We start from the raw sequence: 23,894 nt of genomic DNA on the forward strand, positions 1-23,894 counted from the left end.
ATTTACTCACTTGAAAAAAAGTGTACTGGCTAGTACACTTCAGTGCATTAAATAAACTTAACGTACGCAATTTATATACTCTAGGTTATCTTATGCCTTATGTATTGCTCCTTATTGGCTGTATAGGTTTACTTATTGGGAGTGTTGGTTTAAACATTAACCAGATACAACAATTTGATTTTTCAAGCGTTGTATGGATGAGTACACACCGTTTAGAGGTCTTAAATGGTTTAGCACTTACCCTATCCTATCTGGGCGGCTTACCGTCAATGATTGTGATCGCAGGGCTATGCAATTTATATTTCATACGCCTCAAACAATATGCGAATGTACTGATGATCAGCATTGGTCTACTTGGTGCTTCGGCAATTGGTTGGATTATTAAATATCTAGTCAATCGTCCAAGACCTGATGAAATCTACCAAATGGTGCAAACCTATGGTGCTTCATTTCCTAGTGCCCACAGTATTTATGCTGCTATTGTCTGCTGTTCGATTATGTTTATATTTCAAAAGCATCGCCAAGCTAAATGGATTAGCTTAGGGGGCTTTTTATGGTTTCTAAGCATGGGGGGATCTAGAGTTTATCTAGGTGCACATTTCCCAACTGATGTACTCACTGGATGGGGTATAGGTGTCATATGGGCTGCTATTTTATGGCTCATACTGTCACGAGAAACGTTAAGACAGAACAAATTATTTTTAGATAAAAATCTAAACGAGGTGGAATAATGATGTCGGCAAAGCTTTGGGCCCCTGCCCTTACTGCTTGTGCTCTCGCAACAAGTATTGCACTTGTAGGCTGCAGCAAAGATCCTAAATCGGCACAACAAGCTGGTGGTGCTGCCCAAAAAATGCCGCCGACTGAAGTTGGTGTCATTGTTGCTCAGCCACAAAGCGTAGAACAAACTGTTGAACTTTCAGGTCGTACTTCAGCGTATCAAATCTCTGATGTTCGCCCACAAACAAATGGTGTTATTTTAAAACGTTTGTTTACTGAAGGCAGTTTTGTTCGTGAAGGTCAACCTCTTTATGAGATTGACTCAAGCATCAATCGTGCAAACTTAGACAGTGCAAAAGCAGCTTTAGTACGTCAGCAAGCAAATTTAAATGCATTGCAAGTTAAAGCAAATCGTTATCGTCAACTTGTCGGCATCAATGCTGTTTCTAAGCAAGAATATGATGATTTACTTGCTCAAATCAAACTTGCAGAAGCAGATATTTCAGCATCAAACGCTGCTGTTAAAAATGCGCAAATTGACCTAGGTTATTCGACAGTTCGTTCGCCTATATCAGGTCAATCTGGTCGTTCTTCAGTCACTGCTGGCGCTTTAGTCACTGCAAACCAAGCCAATGCTCTGGTCACGATTCAGCAACTTGACCCAATTTATGTAGACATCAGCCAATCAAGTGCTGAGCTATTACGTCTACGTCAACAATTAAGTCAAGGTAGTATTGATCGTAGCAACAATACCAAAGTTCGTCTAAAACTTGAGGATGGTAGCTACTACGGTGTGGAAGGAAATCTTGCATTTTCTGATGCAAGTGTAGATCCAAGTACTGGTTCTGTGACTTTACGTGCAGTCTTCTCAAATCCTAACCATTTATTATTGCCAGGTATGTTTGCCAATGCGCAAATCGTACAAGGCTTAATTCCAAATGCTTACTTAGTTCCACAAGCTGCAATTACACGCACACCAACCGGTCAAGCGATCGCGATGATTGTAAATGCAAAAGGTGTAGTAGAAAGCCGTCCTGTAACGACTGTAGGTGTTCAAGGTAAAGATTGGATTGTCACTCAAGGTCTAAACACTGGCGATAAAGTGATTGTAGATGGGATTGCCAAAGTAAAACCAGAACAAGAAGTTGTTGCTAAACCGTATCAACCTCAAGCGGCTGCACCACAAGCAGGTGCTAAACCAGCTACAGCAGCACAACCTGTTCAACAAAATAAGTCTAGTGAACAAAAAGCTACTTCAAATGCATAAGGGGTAGACGAATATGGCTCAATTTTTTATTCATCGCCCTATTTTTGCATGGGTGATTGCACTGGTGATTATGTTGGCGGGTATTCTTACGCTAACAAAAATGCCTGTTGCTCAATATCCAACAATTGCCCCTCCTGTGGTGACAATTGCTGCAACTTATCCTGGAGCTTCGGCACAAACTGTTGAGAACACAGTAACTCAGATCATTGAACAACAAATGAATGGTCTAGATGGTTTACGTTATATCTCATCGAACAGTGCGGGTAATGGTCAGGCATCAATCAACTTGAATTTTGAACAAGGTATTGATCCAGACATTGCACAAGTTCAAGTACAAAACAAATTACAGTCAGCGACCGCACTTTTACCCGAAGATGTACAACGTCAAGGGATAAAAGTGACCAAATCTGGCGCAAGTTTCATGCAAGTACTTGCATTTTATTCGCCAGATGGCAGTCTTTCTGGGGCTGACATTAAAGACTATGTAAACTCAAATATTTCTGAACCACTCAGTCGTGTTGCAGGTGTAGGTGAAATTCAAGTCTTTGGTGGTCAATATGCAATGCGTATTTGGCTAGACCCAGCTAAAATGACCAGTTTGCAAGTGACACCAAGTGACATTGCTGCTGCTATTCGTGCGCAAAACTCACAAGTAGCTGTAGGTCAATTGGGTGGTGCACCAGCGATCCAAGGTCAAGTTCTTAACGCGACTGTCAATGCACAAAGCATGCTGACAACTCCTGAACAATTTAAAAATATCTTCCTGAAAAACACTGCTTCTGGTGCTCAGGTTCGTTTAAGTGATGTTGCTCGTGTAGAACTAGGCTCAGATAACTATCAATTTGATTCTAAATTTAATGGTAAGCCTGCTGGCGGTGTAGCAATTAAACTGGCAACAGGTGCAAATGCACTTGATACAGCGGCTGCTGTAGAAAAACGTCTTACTGAGCTACGTAAAAACTACCCAGATGGTCTAAAAGATAAGCTTGCTTATGACACTACACCATTTATCAAGCTTTCAATTGAAAGTGTGGTACATACCTTAATTGAGGCAATCGTTCTTGTATTCTTCGTGATGTTCTTATTCTTACAGAACTGGCGTGCAACGATTATCCCAACAATGGCTGTTCCTGTGGTTGTACTGGGTACATTTGCAGTTATTAATATTTTTGGCTTCTCAATCAACACCTTAACTATGTTCGCCATGGTGCTCGCGATTGGTCTCTTGGTCGATGATGCAATTGTTGTGGTTGAGAACGTCGAACGTGTGATGCAAGAAGAACATACGGGTCCAGTTGAAGCCACTGAAAAGTCGATGAAACAAATTTCAGGTGCTTTAGTAGGTATTACCAGTGTATTGACTGCTGTATTTGTGCCAATGGCATTCTTCGGTGGTACTACAGGTGTAATTTACCGTCAGTTCTCGATCACGCTGGTTACAGCGATGGTTTTATCATTAATCGTTGCTTTAACCTTTACCCCTGCTCTTTGTGCGACATTGTTAAAACAGCATGATCCAAATAAAGAACCAAGCAATAACATTTTTGCGCGTTTCTTCCGTTGGTTTAACCGTAGCTTTGATAAAGTAGCTGAGAAATATCAAGGTGGTGTCAATCGTATGACCCATCATAAGATCTTCTCTGGTGTGATCTACGTTGCTGTGATTGTTGCCTTAGTCGGACTGTATAAAATGCTCCCCTCTTCTTTCCTACCAGAAGAAGACCAAGGTATGGTTATGACGCTTGTTCAATTACCACCAAGCGCCAGCCTTGAACGGACAGATAAAGTCATCACCACCATGACCAATTACTTCTTAAATGAGGAAAAAGCCAATGTAGATACTATCTTTACAGTTTCTGGCTTCTCATTTACTGGTGTCGGGCAAAATGCTGGTTTAGCATTTATGAAACTGAAAGACTGGAGTGAACGTACAACACCTGAATCACAAATTGGTGCCATTATTCAACGTGGTATGGCACTAAATATGATTGTCAAAGATGCATCGTACATCATGCCATTGCAATTACCAGCAATGCCAGAATTAGGTGTTTCATCAGGTTTTGATATTCAGTTAAAAGATGCAAGTGGTCAAGGTCACGAGAAGCTAGTTGCTGCACGTAATGCTGTTTTAGGCATGGCTGCACAAGACAAACGTCTTGCTGGTGTTCGTCCAAATGGACAAGAAGATACACCTCAATATCAAATCAACGTTGACCAAGCGCAAGCGGGTGCAATGGGGGTTAGTATTGCGGATATTAATTCGACCATGAGCATGGCTTGGGGTGGTTCTTATATCAATGACTTCGTAGACCGTGGTCGTGTGAAAAAAGTCTATGTTCAAGGCGAATCAAGTGCTCGCATGATGCCTGAAGACTTAAACAAATGGTATGTACGTAATAATAGCGGCACTATGGTTCCATTCTCTGCATTTGCAACAGGCCAATGGACTTATGGTTCACCTCGTTTAGAACGTTATAACGGTGTAGCTTCTGCAAACATTCAAGGTACACCAGCACCGGGCGTAAGTTCGGGAGATGCCATGATGGCTATGGAAGAAATTATTGGTAAGTTACCATCTATGGGCTTAACAGGTTTCGACTATGAGTGGACTGGTCTATCTTTAGAGGAACGTGAATCTGGTAGCCAAACTGTTCCGCTTTTGATTCTTTCTCTGCTTATTGTATTCCTTTGCCTTTCAGCTTTATATGAAAGTTGGTCAATCCCTGTTTCAGTATTATTAGTAGTACCTTTAGGTGTTATTGGTGCATTTACTTTAACGTGGTTGGGAATGGTCATCAAAGGTGATCCTAACTTATCATTTAACATCTATTTCCAAGTCGCGATCGTTGCAGTCATCGGTTTGTCTGCAAAAAATGCGATTTTGATTGTAGAGTTTGCAAAAGAGTTGCAAGAACAAGGCGAAGAATTGTTTGAAGCGACATTGCATGCTGCAAAAATGCGTTTACGTCCAATTATCATGACGACTTTAGCGTTCGGTTTCGGTGTATTGCCACTTGCTTTATCAAGCGGTGCAGGTGCCGGTAGCCAACACTCAGTTGGTTATGGTGTATTGGGTGGTGTAATTAGCTCAACACTTTTAGGTATCTTCTTTATTCCTGTGTTCTTCGTATGGATTCGTAGTATCTTTAAGTACAAACCTAAAAATCAAAATATTCAGGAGCATAAATCGTGATGCAGAAAGTATGGTCTATTTCAGGTCGTAGCATTGCGGTATCTGCACTTGCGCTTGCTTTGACAGCTTGTCAAAGCATGCGTGGCCCAGAACCCGTAGCTCAAGCAAACATACCAACAGGTTATATTCAAAATAACACTGGTACATCTATTGCTGAACAAGGTTATAAAGAGTTTTTTGCAGATCAACGCTTACTTCAAGTAATTGATCTTGCTTTAGCCAATAACCGTGATTTACGTACAGCAACATTGAACATTCAACGTGCTCAACAAGCTTATCAAATCACTGAAAACAATCAGTTACCAACGATTGGTGCAAGTGGTGGTCTTTTACGTCAAGATCAAGGTGTTGGTGCTCAAACACGTTATAATGTTGGTCTCGGTGTAACTGCTTATGAGTTAGACTTCTGGGGCCGTGTAAAAAGTTTAAAAGACAATGCTCTTGATACTTATTTATCGACCGCGAGTGCCCGTGATGCAACGCAAATCAGCTTAATTGGTCAAGTTGCTCAAGCTTGGTTAAATTATTCATTTGCCAATGCGCAACTTAAACTTGCTGACCAAACATTAAAAGCTCAACTTGATTCTTATAACCTCAACAAAAAACGTTTTGATGTTGGGATCGACAGTGAAGTTCCTGTTCGTCAGGCTCAAATTTCTGTTGAAACCGCACGTAATGATGTTGCCAATTATAAGACTCAAATTGCCCAAGCTCAGAACTTATTGAATCTACTTGTTGGACAATCAGTTCCTGACAATTTATTGCCTACACAACGTGTGACGCGTATTACCTCGAATGCTGTGTTTGCATCAGGATTACCAAGTGATTTGCTCAACAATCGCCCAGACGTAAAAGCAGCTGAATATCAGCTTTCTGCTGCTGGCGCGAATATTGGTGCTGCGAAAGCACGCTTGTTCCCAACAATCAGTTTGACGGGTTCTGCGGGTTATGCATCTACTGATTTAAGTGATTTATTTAAATCAGGTGCATTCGTTTGGTCTTTAGGCCCTAGTCTTGATATTCCTTTATGGGATTGGGGTACACGTAGAGCAAATATTAAAATTTCAGAAACAGATCAACAAATTGCATTATCTGACTATGAAAAATCAATTCAATCTGCTTTCCGTGAAGTTAATGATGCATTAGCGACTCGCCAAAATATTGGTGATCGTCTTTCTGCTCAAAAACGTTTAGTTGATGCGACCAATACAACGTATAAACTTTCAAATGCTCGCTTCCGTGCAGGTATTGATAGTTTCTTATCTGTATTAGATGCACAACGTACCTCTTACTCTGCTGAACAAGGTTTATTGCTATTAGAGCAAGCGAACTTAAACAATCAGGTAGAAGTCTATAAAACACTGGGTGGTGGTTTAAAAGCCAACACTGCGGATCAAATTGCACAACCGGCCTCTTCATCTGAATTGAAATATCATTCAAAAGATAAAAAAGTCAGTTAATATCAATTTGATAATCTAAGCTCACTTCGGTGGGCTTTTTTTATTGCTTTTTAGTGGATAATTTCCTATGTTTAAAGTAAGACATCATCAATGAATATTTAAAATGAAACTCAGTAATTTAGAAACTATTCCAGCCCATGTAATAAAGCAACAGCTTGATGTCGTTTATGGAAGCACAGTCCGCAGCAAACATGTCGGACGTGACTTTATGGCTGGTCTAAAAAATATTGTCGGTGGTGAACTCAAAGGCTATACCGAATTATTAGAAGAATCGCGTCAAGAAGCCATGAATCGTATGATTGAAAAAGCACGTGGTTTAGGTGCCAATGCAATTGTCGGTATCCGTTTTTCTACCTCTAATATTGCGCAAGGTGCTTCAGAACTTTTTGTCTATGGTACTGCAGTCATTGTTGAACCGACCACGACACAACTTCCTGATCCATTTTCAAAATAGGCGAAACAGATGGATGGTTTAATTTTTAAAATTGGGCTCACACTGGTTCTGTTTTTTATTGGCTGGGGGTTTGGACGTTTTATCGAACAAAAGCATTTAAAAGAATTGGCAGACAATGAACAACGGCTTGCTCATATTCGGATTGATACCAATAAGTTCCAAGTCTCTGAAAAGCATGGACAACTCATCAGTAGTAATGTGGTCATTTCACATGATTATTTTAAATATATTATCGCGCAAATTCAGAACTTCTTTGGTGGTCGTTTAACCACCTATGAGAGTGTCGTCGATCGCGCACGTCGAGAAGCAATTGTTAGATTAAAACAGGAAGCTGAAAATATTGGAGCAACGCATATTATGGGCTTACGTTTAAGTACCACTGAACTCGGTATGCAAGGTGGAATGGTTGAAGTCTTTGCCTATGGAACAGCAACTTAATCTCACTCCTCTTTTTTAAATAATCATCATGATTTTTTCATCAGAATACATAATCGCTGTTGGACTGTCTGGTTTTGTATTCTGGTGATGTAAAGATCTGGGAATATCTAAACCATAACAAAAATGAAAAAATCTTAACTTCATGAACAGGTTAGACATCATGAAAGCTTTAGCACTTAAAATAAGTATCGGATTACTGTCTATGCTTCCATTCACAATAAATGCAGAATTGATTGTATTGGCTTCGCCACAAAGTCAAGATAAGTACTATGCAGAAAAAATCGATGATATCTTTGATTTCCACGTCGATTATGCAAAGAAAATTATTCAAAATGGTGACAATGTGATGATCTTAACCGATCAACAACTTTACCCTGATTATGTTAACGCACTCGGTAAACAGCATGTCACTATTGCGCCTATGCAAGATATTTGGATGCGTGATTTTAGTAGTGCCAATCCCAATCAACCTGTTCTTTTTCGTTATACCGCAGCAGGACAAGGTGGAACCAAAAAGGCTCAAGCCATCTCTGATGATGTTCAATCAGACTTTAAAGCCTATAGTCAAAAGGCTGGCTTAAAATTTACCCAGACCCAACTGCTCAATGATGGTGGTAATTGGGTTGAAGATGGCTATGGCAATGCTGTGTTAAGCACCAAGTTCTTAGCTGACAATCATTTAACCGAAACCCAAGCAAGAGCACAGCTGATCCGTTTGACAGGTGCTAAACATATTGCATTTATTGAAGCGGATGAACAAGGTGGCTTAGAACATGCGGATGGCGTGGTGAGCTTTATAGATCAGAATACGTTAGTGATTAACACTTATCCTGAAGATCCCGAATACGCCAAACAGTTAAAAATTGATTTAAAACGCGGTATTCCAAATATCAAAATTCATGAAATCACCACACCTTATGATGGCAGTGAGATCTATGATGAAAAATTTGGTTCAGCTTGTGGTTTATATACCAATATGCTGGTTACGCCTGAGCGTATTTATTTTCCGCAATTTGGTATTAAACAAGATGCACTGGCATTACAGCAAATTCGTCGTCTAACCAAACGAACAGTCATCCCAATTCACTCTGCACAGGTGTGCCATATGGGGGGTGGAGTGCGCTGTATGTCATGGCAATTAAGAGGCAAAAATGCTGAATTATTATTAAACTACTTCAATAAAATACATTAAGCATTCGATTTTTACCCTTTCAAATATCCTGTTATTCTAAAAGCATTCATCTTTTAGCTCACTGCTATTTTTTCGCTAACGAGAAGATGGATGTTGAATAATCAGCATTACGCTGCAATGACTTAATTTTATTGATACTCTTGTACTGTACTGCCTATCGGTACTGATATTCATCTTTAAAACTTTTAGGAAATTGATATTTTTTCCTATCAAATTTTAAAACAAACCGTTGTTGCGATGAGTGATGATTAACTTCTTGGCAATCCTCGTTTATCACTTGCGTCTGGTAGCGTTTAATTTTGCTATTGACCAAAATATCCGTATATTTCTTGGTTTGGGTTGACTGCATGACTAAGGTAGAAGCGCGTTCTTCAATATCTGCATTACAATGCATATCTACTTCTGCCCGATTACGTGTCACAATCAAGCTGTCCAGAATTTGTTGTTTATTTTTAAGGTCATATAAATTTAAAAGTTGCATAGAAAAAGGAAAGGGCTGTGAGTGACCTGAGTAATTTAATCTTAGACCCAAAGCTCTATTTGAATCAGTGACTTTATAATTTGCAGTATCCAGCTCAATAGAATTTAAGCTAATTGCGTCCGAAACCATGCGTTCAGCAACAGCATAGTGATAAATCACCTTTAAATTTTTTGGATTAAACTTAAATAAGTCTAAAGCATAATCCCTTTCTTCTGCATTTCCTTTTACAGGAATCCATTGGGCATAGGCCATGATCATATTTGAATTATCGACCGGATCGAGTTTACAGTCGATTAAAGACTGTTCAACCTTTACAATTTTAGCCTGCTTCAATATTTGTGCGACAACTTGAGTATCATCACAAATATTTGCATAAACCGCACTGATCAATATGAATTGTAGACTGATGATTTTAAATATTATTTTCATTAGGTTTAACATGGATTTTGTGCTTATAGATAGAGACGGAACATATTAAGAAAAAGCGCTTATACAATGTATAAACGCCATCAATACACATAAAATTTATGAATTTTCAATCACTTTACTTTCATTTTGCGAATCATTTTATAAAGTGTCGATGGTGATAGACGAGAAACCAACACACCCAATTTCTCTTTACGCCCACCCACGACAATATATTCTTGACCTTTTAATAAAGCAGAAACTGTTTTCTGCGCAAAATCATCAGCTTCTAATCCATTTTCAATGGCTTCATCCTGATGTGCCTGTGCTTTTCCTGCACCATTTAAGGCATTGAAAGATACATTGGTTTTTACAAAACCAGGGAAAATAACAGAAACATTAACACCATCTTGTGCCACTTCTGCGCGTAAACTGTTTGCCCACATATGAATCGCTGCTTTTGCTGCAGAGTAAGATGCCCGATATTGCGTCCCCAATAAGCCCGCAACGCTAGAAATATACGCAATTCGCCCAGATTTTTGAGCTAAAAAGGTTGGTAAAACCAATTTGGTCAAAAACACTTGAGAGAAGTAATCAATTTCCATAATCGCACGTTCAGTTTGCATTGTGGTATCAGCAATCAGTGCCCTTTGGCTTAAACCCGCATTGTTGATCAACCAATCAATACGCCCTTTCTCATCTAAGACTTGTTCATATGCATGGCGTACTTGTGCTTCATCGGTAATATCCATTGCCACAGAAATATGATGATCTGGGTTAAGAAGACTTATACGAACTTTTTCAAGTTCTTCTAAACGTCTTGCACTTAAAACCACTTGTGCACCTTGTAAAGCACATTCAGCAGCCAAGGCTTTACCAATCCCTGAAGATGCGCCTGTAATCCAAACCACCTTTCCTTCTAAGCTTTCCATTTTATTATGCTCTTGAATATGGTGAATAAATATTAGACCACGTGACCCACCAAATCAATCAAGTGATTTGCTTTTAAAAACTAACCTTCAACTAAAAACTTTTTAAAATGTTCTGCATAATGTTGCGCCTTTTCTACATTGCGAGGATTGTATTCATCGCCAACTTTTTCTAAGCGTTTATAGCCAGTACTGGTGATCATATTAATCACACCATTTAAGGTTTTATCGACCACAAAGTTAAATTTTAACAAAGTCTTAGGGTCACGGATAAATTCTGATACACCGAGGTCAATAATTTTAACCAAATTTTTTAGTGTCTCAGGCAAAGCACTGGTATCCCCTTGAATGACCTTTTGAATATTGCTAGTCGCTTCTTGCCCTAAGCTACGGTCTAATTGGTAATACATCACCACTTCAGTTGCATCTGAATCTTCAAACTTTTTAAGAATATGGTTTGCCACAGGCTTTAGACGATCATTACTAAAAAAGGAAATTGACCACGGCATATATTTTTTTAATGCCCCTTCAATCTGATCAAAAATCTGTTCAGCTTCTTTGAGCTTTTTCTTCCCTGTTGCATCTAGTGCATCATTTTTACGTTGTTCATCAAGTAAGGTTCCAAAAACCTGATCCAGCACTTGGCATGACATTTCCGTAAAGACATTACCTAATTGTTTTGCTAGATCTCTTTTTTCACCATGATTCAAACTTTGGGTAATGCTTTTTAACTCTTGGTACGTTTGCTGTTTAATCAATAAATCGATTTTATACTGCATTGTTATGTGTCCTTTTGTTGTTTTGTCCTATTCAATTTTGATCTTAGCAAAACTTGAAATATCTTGCATTGTCTTTAACCACTGCTATTTGTTGAATATCAATCACAAATACTCTCAACAAATCAAATATCTAAAACACGCATTTGTAAATATGACTCAGTTAAAACCCCATAATATCCAACATTTGTCATATTTAAGATCGATAAAAACCACAAATGCATCTTGTATTCTCATGTTTTGATTGCTGCATTCAATTCAAGATAAATATGCCATAACAGGAATCAACATTCCTAATGAATATTTGCTACAATGAATGCAATTTTTTACTTACTTTTGATCTGTTTTTACTATGACTGATTCAGCGCAAAATATTGCTACAACCTACGATCCTACCGAGATCGAGAAAAAATGGTACAAGACTTGGGAAGAGAAAGGTTATTTCCAACCGTCTCGTAAAGGCGATTCATTCTGTATCATGATTCCGCCACCGAACGTCACAGGTAGCTTGCACATGGGTCATGGTTTTAACAATGCCATCATGGATGCCTTGACACGTTACAACCGAATGTCAGGCAAAAATACTTTATGGCAACCGGGTACTGACCATGCGGGTATTGCAACTCAAATGGTGGTTGAGCGTCAATTGGCAGCTCAAGATATTAGTCGTCATGACTTAGGCCGTGAAAAGTTCATCGACAAAATTTGGGAATGGAAAGAACAATCTGGCGGTACAATTACCCGTCAAATTCGTCGTCTTGGCTCATCTGTAGATTGGTCACGTGAACGTTTCACCATGGATGATGGCCTGTCAAATGCTGTTAAGGAAGTATTTGTAAAACTGCATGAACAAGGTTTGATTTACCGTGGCAAACGCTTGGTAAACTGGGATCCTAAACTACAAACTGCACTTTCAGACCTAGAAGTTGAATCAGATAAAGAAGAACAAGGTTCATTGTGGCACTTCAAATACTTCTTTGAAGATAAGTCTCTACGTACTCAAGACGGTCACGATTATTTAGTGGTTGCAACAACCCGTCCAGAAACTTTACTGGGGGATACTGCTGTTGCAGTTGCTCCAGATGACGAACGCTATGCACATCTTGTTGGTAAAAATATTATCTTACCAATTACGGGTCGTGCGGTTGCAATTGTTAAAGATGAATATGTTGATAAAGAATTCGGTACAGGCTGTGTAAAAATCACCCCTGCACATGACTTCAATGACTATGAAGTGGGCAAACGTTGTGAACTCGCAATCATCAACATTTTCAACAAAAATGCCGAAGTTTTAGCTGATTTTGAGTTTATCGCAAAAGCTGGCGAAGCAATTTCTAAAACCATCCCAGCACCAGCTGACTATATTGGTTTAGAGCGCTTTGCTGCACGTAAAAAATTGGTTGCACAAGCTGAAGCTGAAGGTTGGTTAGACCAAATTCAACCGTATACGCTGAAACCACCACGTGGTGACCGTTCAGGTGTGATCATTGAACCGTTATTGACCGACCAATGGTATGTCAAGATTGCGCCTCTTGCTGAGCCTGCAATCAAAGCAGTAAAAGACGGCGATATCAAATTTGTGCCTGAACAATACAGCAATATGTATATGGCTTGGATGAACAACATTCAAGACTGGTGTATTTCTCGTCAATTGTGGTGGGGTCACCGTATCCCAGCTTGGTACGATGCAGAAGGCAACATTTATGTTGGTCGTTCTGAAGAAGAAGTTCGTGAAAAAAATAATATCGCTGCTGATATTGAATTAAACCAAGATGAAGATGTACTGGATACATGGTTCTCTTCAGGTCTTTGGACATTCTCTACACTGGGTTGGACCGGAGATGAAGCAAAAGATAAAGAAAACTATTTCTTAAATACATTCCATCCAACGGATGTATTGGTTACTGGTTTTGACATCATTTTCTTCTGGGTTGCCCGAATGATCATGATGACCATGCATTTCATGAAAAATGAAGATGGTACACCGCAAGTTCCATTTAAAACTGTGTATGTACATGGTTTGGTTCGTGACGGTGAAGGTCAAAAAATGTCTAAATCTAAAGGGAACGTACTTGATCCATTAGATTTGATTGATGGTGTAGATCTTGAAACCTTAGTACAAAAACGTACCACTGGTTTAATGAACCCTAAAGATGCACCAAAAATTGAGAAATCTACACGTAAAGAATTCCCTGAAGGTATTCAAGCTTACGGTACAGATGCGGTTCGTTTTACTTTCTGTGCACTTGCCAATACTGGACGTGACATTAAGTTCGATATGAAACGTGTTGAAGGCTATCGTAACTTTGCCAACAAAATCTGGAACGCAACCCGTTTCGTGATGATGAACTGTGAACAACAGCCAATTGGTCAGGAAATCCGTCAAGATCTTTGGGAACTTCCTGAACAATGGATTGTCAGCCGTTTACAAAAAGCGGAAGCTGCCGTTCAACAAGCGTTTGCAACCTACCGTTTAGATTTGGCTGCTCAAGCGATTTATGAGTTCATCTGGAATGAATACTGTGACTGGTATGTTGAACTGACCAAACCAGTACTGAATGATGAAAAAGTATCGACTGAGCGTAAAGCAGAAGTTCGTCGTGTCCTTCTTTCTGTAATGGAAGCGTCTTTACGTCTTGCACATCCAATCATGCCTTTCTTAACTGAAGAAATTTGGCAGACCCTGGCACCAATGATTGGTATTGATGGTGAAACCATCATGCTTGCGCCGTACCCTGTTCCTAACCCTGAACGTGTCAATGAACAGGCTGAAGCAGATATGCTTGGGTTACAAGGCTTGATTGGTGCTGTACGTAATATTCGTGGTGAAATGGGCTTAGGTAATGCACGTTTATTGCCTGTATTGCTTCAAAACGCGACTGATGCTGAAAAAGCACAAATTGCACGTATTGAACCACTGTTTAAAGCTTTGGCTAAAGTTGAAAGCATTACCTTCTTAACCGATGCTGAGCAACCACCGTTGTCTTCATCTTCTGTTGTTGGTCATGTGTCTGTATTTGTACCAATGAAAGGCTTGATTGATCCAAAAGCAGAACTTGCTCGCTTGCAAAAAGACTTAGACAAGGTTCAAAAACAGCATGACCAAATTGCTTCTAAACTTGCAAATGAAGGCTTTGTGGCTAAAGCACCTGCTGCGGTTGTTGAAGGTGAAAAGGTTAAACTTGCTGAATTTGTAGATCAGTTAGCTAAGATTAAAGCCAATATGGAGCAGATTGCGGCGCTTTAAGCTAAGCTTGCAATTTTGCCTCTAAAGAAGGAAGCTTAATTATGCTTCCTTCTTTTTTTGAGTAAAATAATGAATATTATAGAAGAATTTAAAGAATATCTTTTAAAGCAAAATTTAGAAATCAAAGAACCTGCAACCTTGATTGAGGTCGAACAATTTGAACAACAATATAAGCTCAAGCTTCCGCAAATTTTGAAAGCGTATTTTACACTTTGTAATGGTTCAGGTGAGATGAATTGTAATAATGAAGGATTTTCATTTTTTACTTTAGCTGAATTTAGACCTGTAAAAGATTTAAAAGGGATTGAAAACTTTCCTCATGCAAATTGTTTTGTATTCTCTGAGTTCTTACTCTGGATTACCGCGTATGCAGTAAAACTAGACGAATATGGCAATGAATTAGGCATTTATGAAATCTGTAATACGCATAATAAGGTTTGTAATAGTTTTGAAGAGTTTATTTTACTCATAATGAAAGATGATTTAGAAATACTTGATCGATGATGTTTTTCCGTACAGCATTCAACAATTTCATATCCATTTAACTTAAAGATTAGTTATCAAAATAAAGCGAATTGATACACTCTAATTTTTCAAAAATTACCCTCACCCTAGCCCTCTCCCACAGGGAGAGGGGACTTCCATTACTAATTTTATCGTTATTTGATACACAATAGGTTTCTCTCCTTTCAACAGAGAATTAAAGAGAAATGACTTAAAATATTTGCATAAACTCCACAACCTCAATCTTCCCAAAAATGTGGCAGAGACACTCTTTGAGAGTTTAATAATTATTCGATACACAATGAAGCTCCCTCTCCTTTCAGCAGCGGGTTAAAGAGAAGTAACTAAAAATGTGTGCATAAATTCCACAACCTCAATCTTCCCTAAAATGTGGAAGAAACACTCTTTGAGAATTGAATAGTTATTCGATACACAAAGAGGTTCCCTCTCTTTTCAGGAGAGGGTTAGGGAGAGGTCTGCTCTTTCAATATCTCTCCAGTAATGCATAACACTAAAACCACTATTCCTTAAGCTGATCTAAAGCTGTCCCCTCTACAGGATTTCTTTTCCAATAATAAGGTTGGAAAAATCGAAGCAACAAACGCCACGGTGTCATCCAGACAATACGCGCATTGCTCTTCTTATTCTTACTGATGCGTTGTGCCAAATAACCACACACTTGCTCAGGTGGGTCAATCACAAACATAAATAACCATTTCATTTTATGCCAGTTTTTAACTTCACCTTGTTGCCAAGAAGAAATCAATAAATCTGTTGCCACCATTCCGGGGCTGAGCGTTCCAATCAAAATATTACTATTTTTGGTTTCTTTATTTAAAGCATGATTCAGATAAGCAACTGCTCGTTTACTGGTTGCATAAGGCGTCATCCCCGCACTCCATTCACCACGACTACCCCAACCTTCCATATTAAAAATTTGCCCAAAACCTTGCTGCATCATTCCTTTTAAAGCCACTTGCGAACCCAACATCGAACCAAGCACATTAGTTTTGATTACACTTTCCAAGTCTGAGCTAGCAATCTCGGTAAATGCCCTTGCTGCATTACAGGTACCGGCATTGTTAATCCAAACATAGACCTGACCAAACCTTAAAACTGTTTCTTTCCATAAATTGTGTAAATCTTCATATTGAGCCACATCACAGGTCACCCCATAAATTCGATTTGGGGCATAGCGTTGCGCAAAATCTGCAACAACTTGATTTAACTGCGCTGCATTTCGTGCCGAAATCATCACAGACCAACCTAACTTTAAAAAAGCTTCTGCCAAAGCAAAACCAATTCCACGTGTGCCCCCTGTAATCACGACAGATAAAGCTTGATCAGAATTTGATGTGTTCAAAATATTCCCCCATTGTAGTGATGAAGATGAATCAGTATAAGACAGCAAACTGGCACATATAGAACACACGACTATATCTCCAATTTAGGACATTGAGCATCAAAAAATCAATTTTTAAGATAGAATCTTCAACATTCAAAATGATTGAATGATTCAAATTCTATGAAAAAGAAAATTTTATTATCCATCACCCTTATTTTTCTCATGGGATGTCATGAGAAAGCCGGCACTGAAACTAAACTAACCAAACAAGAAACTCCACAACAAGCATATACCAAAGTAGAATCCATTGAGATTCCTGCTCAGCCAGAGCCAGACCACCTCGTCAATAACCCAACACCACTCCCTCAAGGTTTTTCAGTTGATACGACACATCTTAAAAAGCCATTACTTATCGATTTTGATGGAGATGGAAAACGAGATGCTTTCCAAGTCTTAAAAAATCCCAATAAAAAGGGCATGAAATATCTGTTTGAATTTCGTATTTCGGACAGTGATAAAGTTTATTATTATCAAAATAATGAAGAAGCTGATGATTTAGATATTTTTGCTAAGTTCGAAGTCGCGCCTAAAACAAATATCTATGTCGATGAAGAATATCGCTTTGGAGAAAATGGCGATATTATTGCTAACGAACAGATTGACCCTAAACATTATTTAAAGTTTAAAGGTGATGGTGTTTCAGCCAATGTACTCGAAGAAACCTGTGCTGCATCTGCTTTCTTCTTAACAGATGACAAAATGAAACGGATTTATCTGTGTTAAATCTATTTTTCATCCGCAAAAATTGCATTTGCACCAATCACTTTAGAAATCTTTACTTGGCCTTGCTTTAATAAAGCATAGATTTTTGCTTTAAGTGTTTCACTGGTAAAAGTCCCATTTAAATTCAGCAAAATGGGTTCATCACTCAATGAACCTTTACCGTGATATTCTTGATTAATATCGTTGGTAGTTGCTTGATTGACCACCACAAAATGCCCCGCAATACCAGCCGCTTGACCACAAGCTAAACTTTGTGGTGACCAATCCCCTACTTTCATATCAGGTGTTAAAGCATAGCCTTTGCTTGCTAATATTTTCTGCTGCTGTACTGTTGCCATGGGAAAATTCAGTATTCTTTGCTGACCTTTCCAGTTTACCGCTAATCGACTCGATAAACATGATGTTCGAAAAGAACCTGCACTACCTGACTCTGCACTGTCATTAGAATCATCACATTGAGAAATAACTTGAAAAGTTGCTTCTCCACACTGTAACAGTTTCGACTTATAGATTTTATATTGATTGGACTGCGCACTCACTGATTCAGCAAATAGACAGAGGCCAAAGAATGCTATTAAATACACTAAAAAATTGGAATATGTTTTAGACACCATCATTTTTGTACACGTCATTAATTGTTTAATCGCAAATTGATTTTATCTTAAACATTTATTTTCAACTCATTAAAACACTCAATAAAAGACCAACCATTTGAAATTTATAATAATATAACTCAGATATCCCCAAGATGTTGATTAAACCAGAAGATGAATACAAAAGCTTGATAAAATACATATTTTAAAATACAGATAATTCAATCACAAAAAAATCGATATGATGATGAAAAATATAATAATATTCAACAGTAGTGTTCTATCACTATTTTTGGGCTCGCTTAATTATGCAGCGACTCCGCAAGTACTTGAGAAAACGGCCATACAAATTTTTTAAAATGCAAAGTTTCAAAAAACCAATCAATGGAACGGTCAAAAATTTCAAAGAAACCATTTCGAATACAGAAATCAAGCTTGCAGTGTGGGTGTATGCAAAAATTGGTCATTAAGTTATTTTTTAATTTTAACTCAATCATTTATCGGTTTGTTTTTAGATTCAAATTAGACAGGCTGGGTCTAAGGTGAAACACGATAAATAAAAATCAATAATTATCAGTATCTTAAAAATAAACCAGAATATCTTATTGCATCAAGTTAGTGCATAAATTCCAATATAGTGCATGCTTTTGCTTTATATCGAGTCTTAATAATATTTTGAAATTGTTGATCTATTTTTTCATACAGCCAAACACTTCACGGATTCAAATCGTTGGTTATACTTGAACCAATTTGTGACAGATAGCACCAAAAAGAATCGTATATGCAAAACGTTGATCTACTCTTTCTCTTGCTTGGCGCAGTGCTTGTACTCGCTATGCATGCAGGCTTTGCTTTTTTAGAGCTGGGAACAGTTCGCCATAAAAATCAAGTCAATGCACTCAGTAAAATTATTACTGACTTTTCAATCTCAGCAATCGCCTACTTCTTTGTTGGTTATTACATTGCCTATGGCCAACATTTTTTTCATACAGGTACTACGCTTTCAACTGAGCATGGCTACAATTTGATGCGTTGTTTTTTTCTTTTGACCTTTGCTGCAGCAATCCCCGCCATTGTTTCTGGTGGCATTGCAGAACGTGCCAAAATGCGTTCTCAAGCCATTGCGACCCTGTTTATTGTGGCGCTGGTTTATCCTTTTTTTGAAGGGATCGCATGGAATGGTAATCTCGGCTTACAAAAGTGGTTAGCGGATACGTTTGGTGCTAGCTTCCATGATTTTGCCGGTTCTGTTGTGGTACATGCGATGGGTGGCTGGATTGCACTTGCAGCAGTGTTACTACTTGGTGCACGTCATGGCCGCTATAAAAAAGATGGTCGCGTTAGTGCACACCCCCCCTCTTCTATTCCTTTCTTAGCACTCGGTTCTTGGATCTTAATTGTTGGTTGGTTTGGCTTTAATGTCATGAGTGCTCAACGCTTAGATGCAATCTCAGGTTTAGTCGCTATGAACTCACTCATGGCAATGGTAGGCGGCACACTTTCTGCAAATTTCTTTGGAAAAGAAGATCCGGGGTTTTTACATAATGGCCCCTTAGCAGGCTTGGTGGCAATCTGTGCAGGTTCTGATGTGGTTCATCCAATTGGCGCTTTATTTATTGGTATCTGTGCCGGTTTTCTGTTTGTTAAACTGTTTACCTATACACAAAATAAACTCAAAGTTGATGATGTACTCGGTGTTTGGCCATTACATGGGGTTTGTGGTGCATTTGGTGGTATTGCTGTGGGTCTATTTGGTCAGCAGTGGTTGGGAGGGATCGGGGGAGTATCTTTGATGTCTCAGATAATAGGTACGCTACTTGCCATTTTACTGGCTTTAGCTGGTGGATTTGCTGTATATGGTATACTTAAAGCGACTATGGGTATTCGTTTAACACAAGAAGAAGAGTTTCGAGGTGCAGATTTATCAATTCATAAAATTTCTGCAAACTCTGAGGATGCAATGTTTTAATCGTTTATACCAGCAGGTTTTATTTTTTATAAATTTTGCGGCTGAAAAGCCGCTTTTTATAGCATCTAAATGACTATACAATAATTTAAAAATAAAATTTTTAAAATAAGCTTATTCATTCTCAAGAGCAGTTACTTACAAAAACCATCTTAAAATAATCGTTGATGTTTCTATTTATTAATAGATCAAATTATAAAATTCCAATTATATAATCATTAAGCTTAGTTTAAGTTTGTTTTTTTCTAATACACGCAGATTAAAATATTTAAATTGAGCAAAACAACACATGTCTTATTGCGACTCAAATAAATTTTTCCTAAGTAACAGTTTATTGTTAGGAATATTATTTTTAATATTGTTCTTTGTCTTTCCCGTGGGTGGCGCAATCGATATGTATTTTATCCAACCGTGGATAGATAGTACTGGTCATTTTCCACTCAAGAACAATTGGTTTCTTATTGAAGTTAATCACAAGTTGCTTAAACATATTATCATTGCCTTCTATATTACAGTATTCATTTCATGGATTGCTTCTTTTAAAGTTGCGAAATTAAAATCGTATCAATGGCAATTGGGCTATTTGTTCATTGTCAGTGTTTTATCTACAGCAGTAATTGGCATTTTCAAATCCCACTCAGCTCATGCCTGCCCTTGGTCTATGACAGAGCAAACCGCTCTAGGCTATGTTTGGGATTTTTCTGCAAGCCACGGAGGCTGCTTTCCTGGTGGGCATGCCAGCACAGGTTTTTCATTGCTTACAGGTTTTTTTGTATTTAGACGATCAAATTCTAAAATTGCTTATCTTTTCCTAGCCCTAGGTTTAACACTTGGCTTGATTACGGGGTGGGGGCAAATGATGCGTGGTGCGCATTTCCTTAGCCATAACCTTTGGACAGGTTGGATTATTTTTACTTTTAACTTAATTGTGTATCGTATATTTTATAAAAAATTTACCAGATAACGACTCTAAAATTATATATGATATATCGCACAAAATTATTTTATTATAAATGCATCTCTAAAAATACATCAGATATTTAAAAGCGAATTACTGTTACTCTGGTTTATTTGATCGCTCATCTATTTTTATTTCAATCTAAAATGCCAAATCAAGTGATGCTTAGCTATATTCATCACTAAAAGAATTACATTTTTGTCATAATTTAAATATTAAATTATTAAACCAATCTTAATTTTTACAAATTATTATATTTTGTTTATACTTGTGCCAATTTAGTAATCTTATACGTGCAAAATATGAGTAATTTTTCTAAATTTCTCCGCAATTCGCTTAAAATTCAAGACCAGAATATTCAGTCTTATCAGTTAGGTGATGGCAAAGTGTGGCTTAAAAAAGCCTCTGAACGCCACTCGGCTTGGATTTATATCCCATTAAAATGGGTTGCACGTATACTCAATATTGAAGCACTAACCCCTATTCCAAATTATGGTGGAAGCAAATCGATTTATTGTGAAGTACATCGTCTGACAGAATTAAATTCACTTGGTATTCCAACACCACAAATTTTAGCTAATTGTTCACAAGGTCTATTGATTGAAGATGCTGCTGATCACGGTGAAGATGTCATGCAACTTGATCAAGCATTGGCAAAAATGGAAGGAAATACTGCTAAAAAGCTTGAATTTTATCGTGAAGCAATTTTTGCTATTCAAGCTGTACACCAAAAAGACAGTTATTTGAGTGAGGCGTTTGCACGAAATATTTTAGTGAATAAGGACAAAGCATTTACTTTTATTGATTTTGAAACTGATCCTGGGGAAGTCCTCGAATTAGAAACCTGTCAAATTCGAGATTGGTTATGCTTTATTTTCTCCACAGCATTCCGTTTTAATGATGACGAGCTTGCACAAGCGTGCGATATCCTGATTGCAGAAATTTATCCAAGTAAATCAAAATACAACGAGATTTGCCGTATAGGAAATAAACTCAATTGGGTTGCAAATTTCAATTTGGGTAAACTTGGCAGTGATGGTCGTAGAATGCAAAAATGTTTAGAATTTTTTCAGTATATGAAGAAAAATGAGCCCCTTCCGCTAATGTAGAAATGGGATCATTTATTTTTTAAGTATTTTACTTTTCTGTTTTGATATGGCACTGAATTGGGATTTTGACCAAAACACTGAGTCCGCCCAATTCTTCACTACGTGATAAAGACAGTTCACCGCCTAAATGTTGAATGGCTTTATCCACGATCGACAATCCCAAACCACTCCCCACTTCCAAGTGATGATGTACACGATAAAAACGTTTTAAGACTTTGTCATACATATCAGGATCAATTCCAGAACCACTATCCTCAATTAAAACATAAGCAAAACCATGAATATCTTCAAATACTGAAATATTAATCATGCCTGAAACAGGTGTATATTTTATTGCGTTATCGATTAAATTAAAAATGATTGAATGAAGACTATGTTCTACACTTCTTAAAGTCACTATTTCATTACGTACAAAGCCAAGATCGATATCTTTTTCCATTGCAAGATTCATCAACTGTTCTACACAATTAAGTGCTACATCATTCAGCTTAAATTGAGTCACTTGAACTTCATGACTCAATGAGGAATCTTGCTTTGCCAAGGCAAGCAGTTGCGTTACTAGGTGCTGCATCCGTGCTAAACCTTTACTTAAATTTTTCAGATTTTCCTCTTCAGGAAACTGGCTCATTAAAATTTTAGTTTGCAGATTCAAGGCAGTAATTGGTGTACGTAACTCATGTGCAGCATCTGCTACAAACTGTCGCTGTTCTTGCTGAGCAATAGAAATTCGCTCAAATAAATGATTCATTTCTTGAATTGTAGGCAATAATTCTTCTGGATAATGTTCATTTTGAATCGCAACCAATGAATTTGAATCACGTTTTGCGAGTTCAGATTTAAAGTCTTCAAGGGGCTTTAAACTACGGCGAATAATATAAACCAAACCGAGTAAGGCAAAAGGAATAATTAATAAATAGGGAAGAAACATACTTCCAGCCAGCTCTAAAGCCAAATGCTCTCTAACTTTTTCCTGTTGACTGATTTGAATTTGAAAATTAGTGGTAGGTAAGATATAGGTAATCCAAGTACCATGCGCTGTTTCTTGGCTATAAAAACCTGCTTTTTGCTTAGGTTCAACGATGACATGATGAGGCGTACTTTGGGTTTGACTTGGGTCAGCATATGCCCAAACATCAATAAATAAATCCTCTTCATGGTAACGTTTATGTATATCAAAATGACTTTGAATAGCACGTGGATTTAATTCCACTCGCTCTGCCAAATAGACCATTTGTGCATCTAAAATTTCATTAATCTCTTCTAAAGAAATTTTATAGGCTGAAAAAACCAACACGCAACCAAGTAAAATACTAAAAATAGATGTATAACGAATTAAACGTTTTCTTAAGGAAAATGCAGATTCCATGTTATTCCGCTTTTTGTGGTTGCCCCAAACGATAACCTAATCCACGAATTGTACGAATAATATCTTTACCCAATTTTGATCGGATATGATGTACATAGACTTCAATTGTATTACTGTTGATTTCACTATCAAAAGCATACAATTTATCCTCTAAATTAGATTTAGAAAATATTTTATTGGGATGGGTCATTAACGGAATGAGAATCGCCCATTCACGATTTGAAAGTTCCACTGTTTCACCTTTTAGAGTTGCAATATGCTGTTCAACATCTAAAACAATTTCACCATTTTTCAATAAATTTGATGCGTTTCCTATCACTTCTTTTGTTATATCACCTGTGCGACGTAATAAGGCATGGATACGAGCTACCAACTCATCAAACTCATAAGGCTTAATCAAATAATCATCCGCGCCTTGATTTAAACCTTCAACACGATTTTGTAATTGATCACGTGCTGAAATAATCAGTACAGGTAAACTTGAACGTTGACGAATTTGCTTTAAGACCTGCATCCCATCCATCATGGGCAAGCCTAAATCAAGTAAGACCAAATCAAATTGTTTCTCAGAAATAAGCTTGAGGCCATCTAAACCATTATTCACCCATTCCACATCAAAGCCCTGATATTTCAATAATGTTTTAGATGATTCTGCAATCATAAAATCATCTTCTATCATCAAAATTTTGGTCATGGTTTATATCCTTT

At 37.8% G+C, this 23,894-nt stretch carries 20 protein-coding genes; 13 read left to right on the forward strand and 7 right to left on the reverse strand.

From position 1 onward, the window contains the following. Positions 1 to 92 precede the first annotated feature (92 nt). From AC2G3J_RS15205 to AC2G3J_RS15235, 7 genes are all read left to right on the forward strand, one after another. On the forward strand, positions 93 to 731 hold the full coding sequence (locus AC2G3J_RS15205) for a phosphatase PAP2 family protein (RefSeq protein WP_336952793.1): 639 nt from the start codon (positions 93 to 95) through the stop codon (positions 729 to 731). Further along, positions 731 to 1,987, forward strand: a complete 1,257-nt coding sequence (locus tag AC2G3J_RS15210) for an efflux RND transporter periplasmic adaptor subunit (protein WP_483770226.1) — start codon at positions 731 to 733, stop codon at positions 1,985 to 1,987. Before AC2G3J_RS15205 ends, AC2G3J_RS15210 begins: the two co-directional genes overlap by 1 nt. Positions 1,988 to 2,000: 13 nt before the next feature. After that, on the forward strand, positions 2,001 to 5,180 hold the full coding sequence (gene adeJ / locus AC2G3J_RS15215; protein ID WP_336952795.1) for a multidrug efflux RND transporter permease subunit AdeJ: 3,180 nt from the start codon (positions 2,001 to 2,003) through the stop codon (positions 5,178 to 5,180). After that, positions 5,180 to 6,640 (forward strand): multidrug efflux RND transporter AdeIJK outer membrane channel subunit AdeK, encoded by a 1,461-nt coding sequence (gene adeK / locus AC2G3J_RS15220; protein ID WP_336952986.1) that lies wholly within the window; start codon positions 5,180 to 5,182, stop codon positions 6,638 to 6,640. Before adeJ ends, adeK begins: the two co-directional genes overlap by 1 nt. A 103-nt stretch (positions 6,641 to 6,743) precedes the next feature. Continuing rightward, a complete protein-coding gene (locus tag AC2G3J_RS15225) occupies positions 6,744 to 7,094 on the forward strand; it encodes a YbjQ family protein (RefSeq protein WP_336952796.1) in 351 nt (116 codons plus the stop codon). Between the two features lie 9 nt (positions 7,095 to 7,103). Beyond that, on the forward strand, positions 7,104 to 7,532 hold the full coding sequence (locus tag AC2G3J_RS15230; protein ID WP_056514420.1) for a YbjQ family protein: 429 nt from the start codon (positions 7,104 to 7,106) through the stop codon (positions 7,530 to 7,532). Positions 7,533 to 7,692: 160 nt separating this feature from the next. Further along, entirely contained in the window at positions 7,693 to 8,724 is a 1,032-nt protein-coding gene (locus AC2G3J_RS15235) for an agmatine deiminase family protein (protein ID WP_483770227.1), read from the forward strand. A 154-nt stretch (positions 8,725 to 8,878) separates the two neighbouring features. Here AC2G3J_RS15235 and AC2G3J_RS15240 read toward each other — a convergent pair whose 3' ends face one another. The 3 genes from AC2G3J_RS15240 to AC2G3J_RS15250 form a co-directional block, all read right to left on the reverse strand. Beyond that, entirely contained in the window at positions 8,879 to 9,646 is a 768-nt protein-coding gene (locus tag AC2G3J_RS15240; RefSeq protein ID WP_336952799.1) for a PA3715 family protein, read from the reverse strand. 98 nt (positions 9,647 to 9,744) lie between these two features. After that, the gene (locus tag AC2G3J_RS15245; protein WP_004722584.1) at positions 9,745 to 10,542 is read right to left on the reverse strand and encodes an SDR family NAD(P)-dependent oxidoreductase; all 798 of its coding nucleotides are present in this window, start codon (positions 10,540 to 10,542) and stop codon (positions 9,745 to 9,747) included. A gap of 80 nt (positions 10,543 to 10,622) precedes the next feature. Then, positions 10,623 to 11,318, reverse strand: coding sequence for a hypothetical protein (locus AC2G3J_RS15250; RefSeq protein WP_483770228.1), 696 nt, complete (start codon positions 11,316 to 11,318; stop codon positions 10,623 to 10,625). A gap of 349 nt (positions 11,319 to 11,667) precedes the next feature. Between AC2G3J_RS15250 and AC2G3J_RS15255 the strand changes: the two genes are divergently transcribed. Next, positions 11,668 to 14,562, forward strand: a complete 2,895-nt coding sequence (locus AC2G3J_RS15255) for a valine--tRNA ligase (protein ID WP_483770229.1) — start codon at positions 11,668 to 11,670, stop codon at positions 14,560 to 14,562. Between the two features lie 69 nt (positions 14,563 to 14,631). Then, entirely contained in the window at positions 14,632 to 15,066 is a 435-nt protein-coding gene (locus tag AC2G3J_RS15260) for an SMI1/KNR4 family protein (protein WP_336952801.1), read from the forward strand. Between the two features lie 520 nt (positions 15,067 to 15,586). On the opposite strand, the gene AC2G3J_RS15265 is transcribed toward AC2G3J_RS15260, so the two are convergent. Then, complete coding sequence (locus AC2G3J_RS15265; protein WP_483770230.1) at positions 15,587 to 16,429, reverse strand: SDR family NAD(P)-dependent oxidoreductase; 843 nt, start codon at positions 16,427 to 16,429, stop codon at positions 15,587 to 15,589. A gap of 162 nt (positions 16,430 to 16,591) precedes the next feature. Between AC2G3J_RS15265 and AC2G3J_RS15270 the strand changes: the two genes are divergently transcribed. Continuing rightward, positions 16,592 to 17,194, forward strand: coding sequence for a hypothetical protein (locus AC2G3J_RS15270; RefSeq protein WP_483770231.1), 603 nt, complete (start codon positions 16,592 to 16,594; stop codon positions 17,192 to 17,194). Between the two features lie 2 nt (positions 17,195 to 17,196). On the opposite strand, the gene AC2G3J_RS15275 is transcribed toward AC2G3J_RS15270, so the two are convergent. Then, entirely contained in the window at positions 17,197 to 17,811 is a 615-nt protein-coding gene (locus AC2G3J_RS15275; protein ID WP_483770232.1) for a hypothetical protein, read from the reverse strand. Positions 17,812 to 18,568: 757 nt separating this feature from the next. On the opposite strand from AC2G3J_RS15275, the gene AC2G3J_RS15280 reads away from it, so the two are divergent. The 3 genes from AC2G3J_RS15280 to AC2G3J_RS15290 all read left to right on the forward strand — a co-directional run bounded on the left by AC2G3J_RS15280 (position 18,569) and on the right by AC2G3J_RS15290 (position 21,820). After that, positions 18,569 to 19,756, forward strand: a complete 1,188-nt coding sequence (locus AC2G3J_RS15280) for an ammonium transporter (protein WP_336952805.1) — start codon at positions 18,569 to 18,571, stop codon at positions 19,754 to 19,756. A gap of 286 nt (positions 19,757 to 20,042) precedes the next feature. Then, entirely contained in the window at positions 20,043 to 20,717 is a 675-nt protein-coding gene (locus AC2G3J_RS15285; RefSeq protein WP_336952807.1) for a phosphatase PAP2 family protein, read from the forward strand. Between the two features lie 296 nt (positions 20,718 to 21,013). Next, entirely contained in the window at positions 21,014 to 21,820 is an 807-nt protein-coding gene (locus AC2G3J_RS15290; protein WP_336952808.1) for a BUD32 family EKC/KEOPS complex subunit, read from the forward strand. 28 nt (positions 21,821 to 21,848) lie between these two features. Here the strand turns inward: AC2G3J_RS15290 and AC2G3J_RS15295 are convergent, their stop codons facing one another. After that, a complete protein-coding gene (locus AC2G3J_RS15295) occupies positions 21,849 to 23,186 on the reverse strand; it encodes an ATP-binding protein (protein ID WP_336952810.1) in 1,338 nt (445 codons plus the stop codon). 1 nt (position 23,187) lies between these two features. Beyond that, entirely contained in the window at positions 23,188 to 23,880 is a 693-nt protein-coding gene (locus AC2G3J_RS15300) for a response regulator transcription factor (RefSeq protein ID WP_336952811.1), read from the reverse strand. Between the last annotated feature and the right edge of the window lie 14 nt (positions 23,881 to 23,894).

The organism is Acinetobacter legionensis (assembly GCF_057165765.1).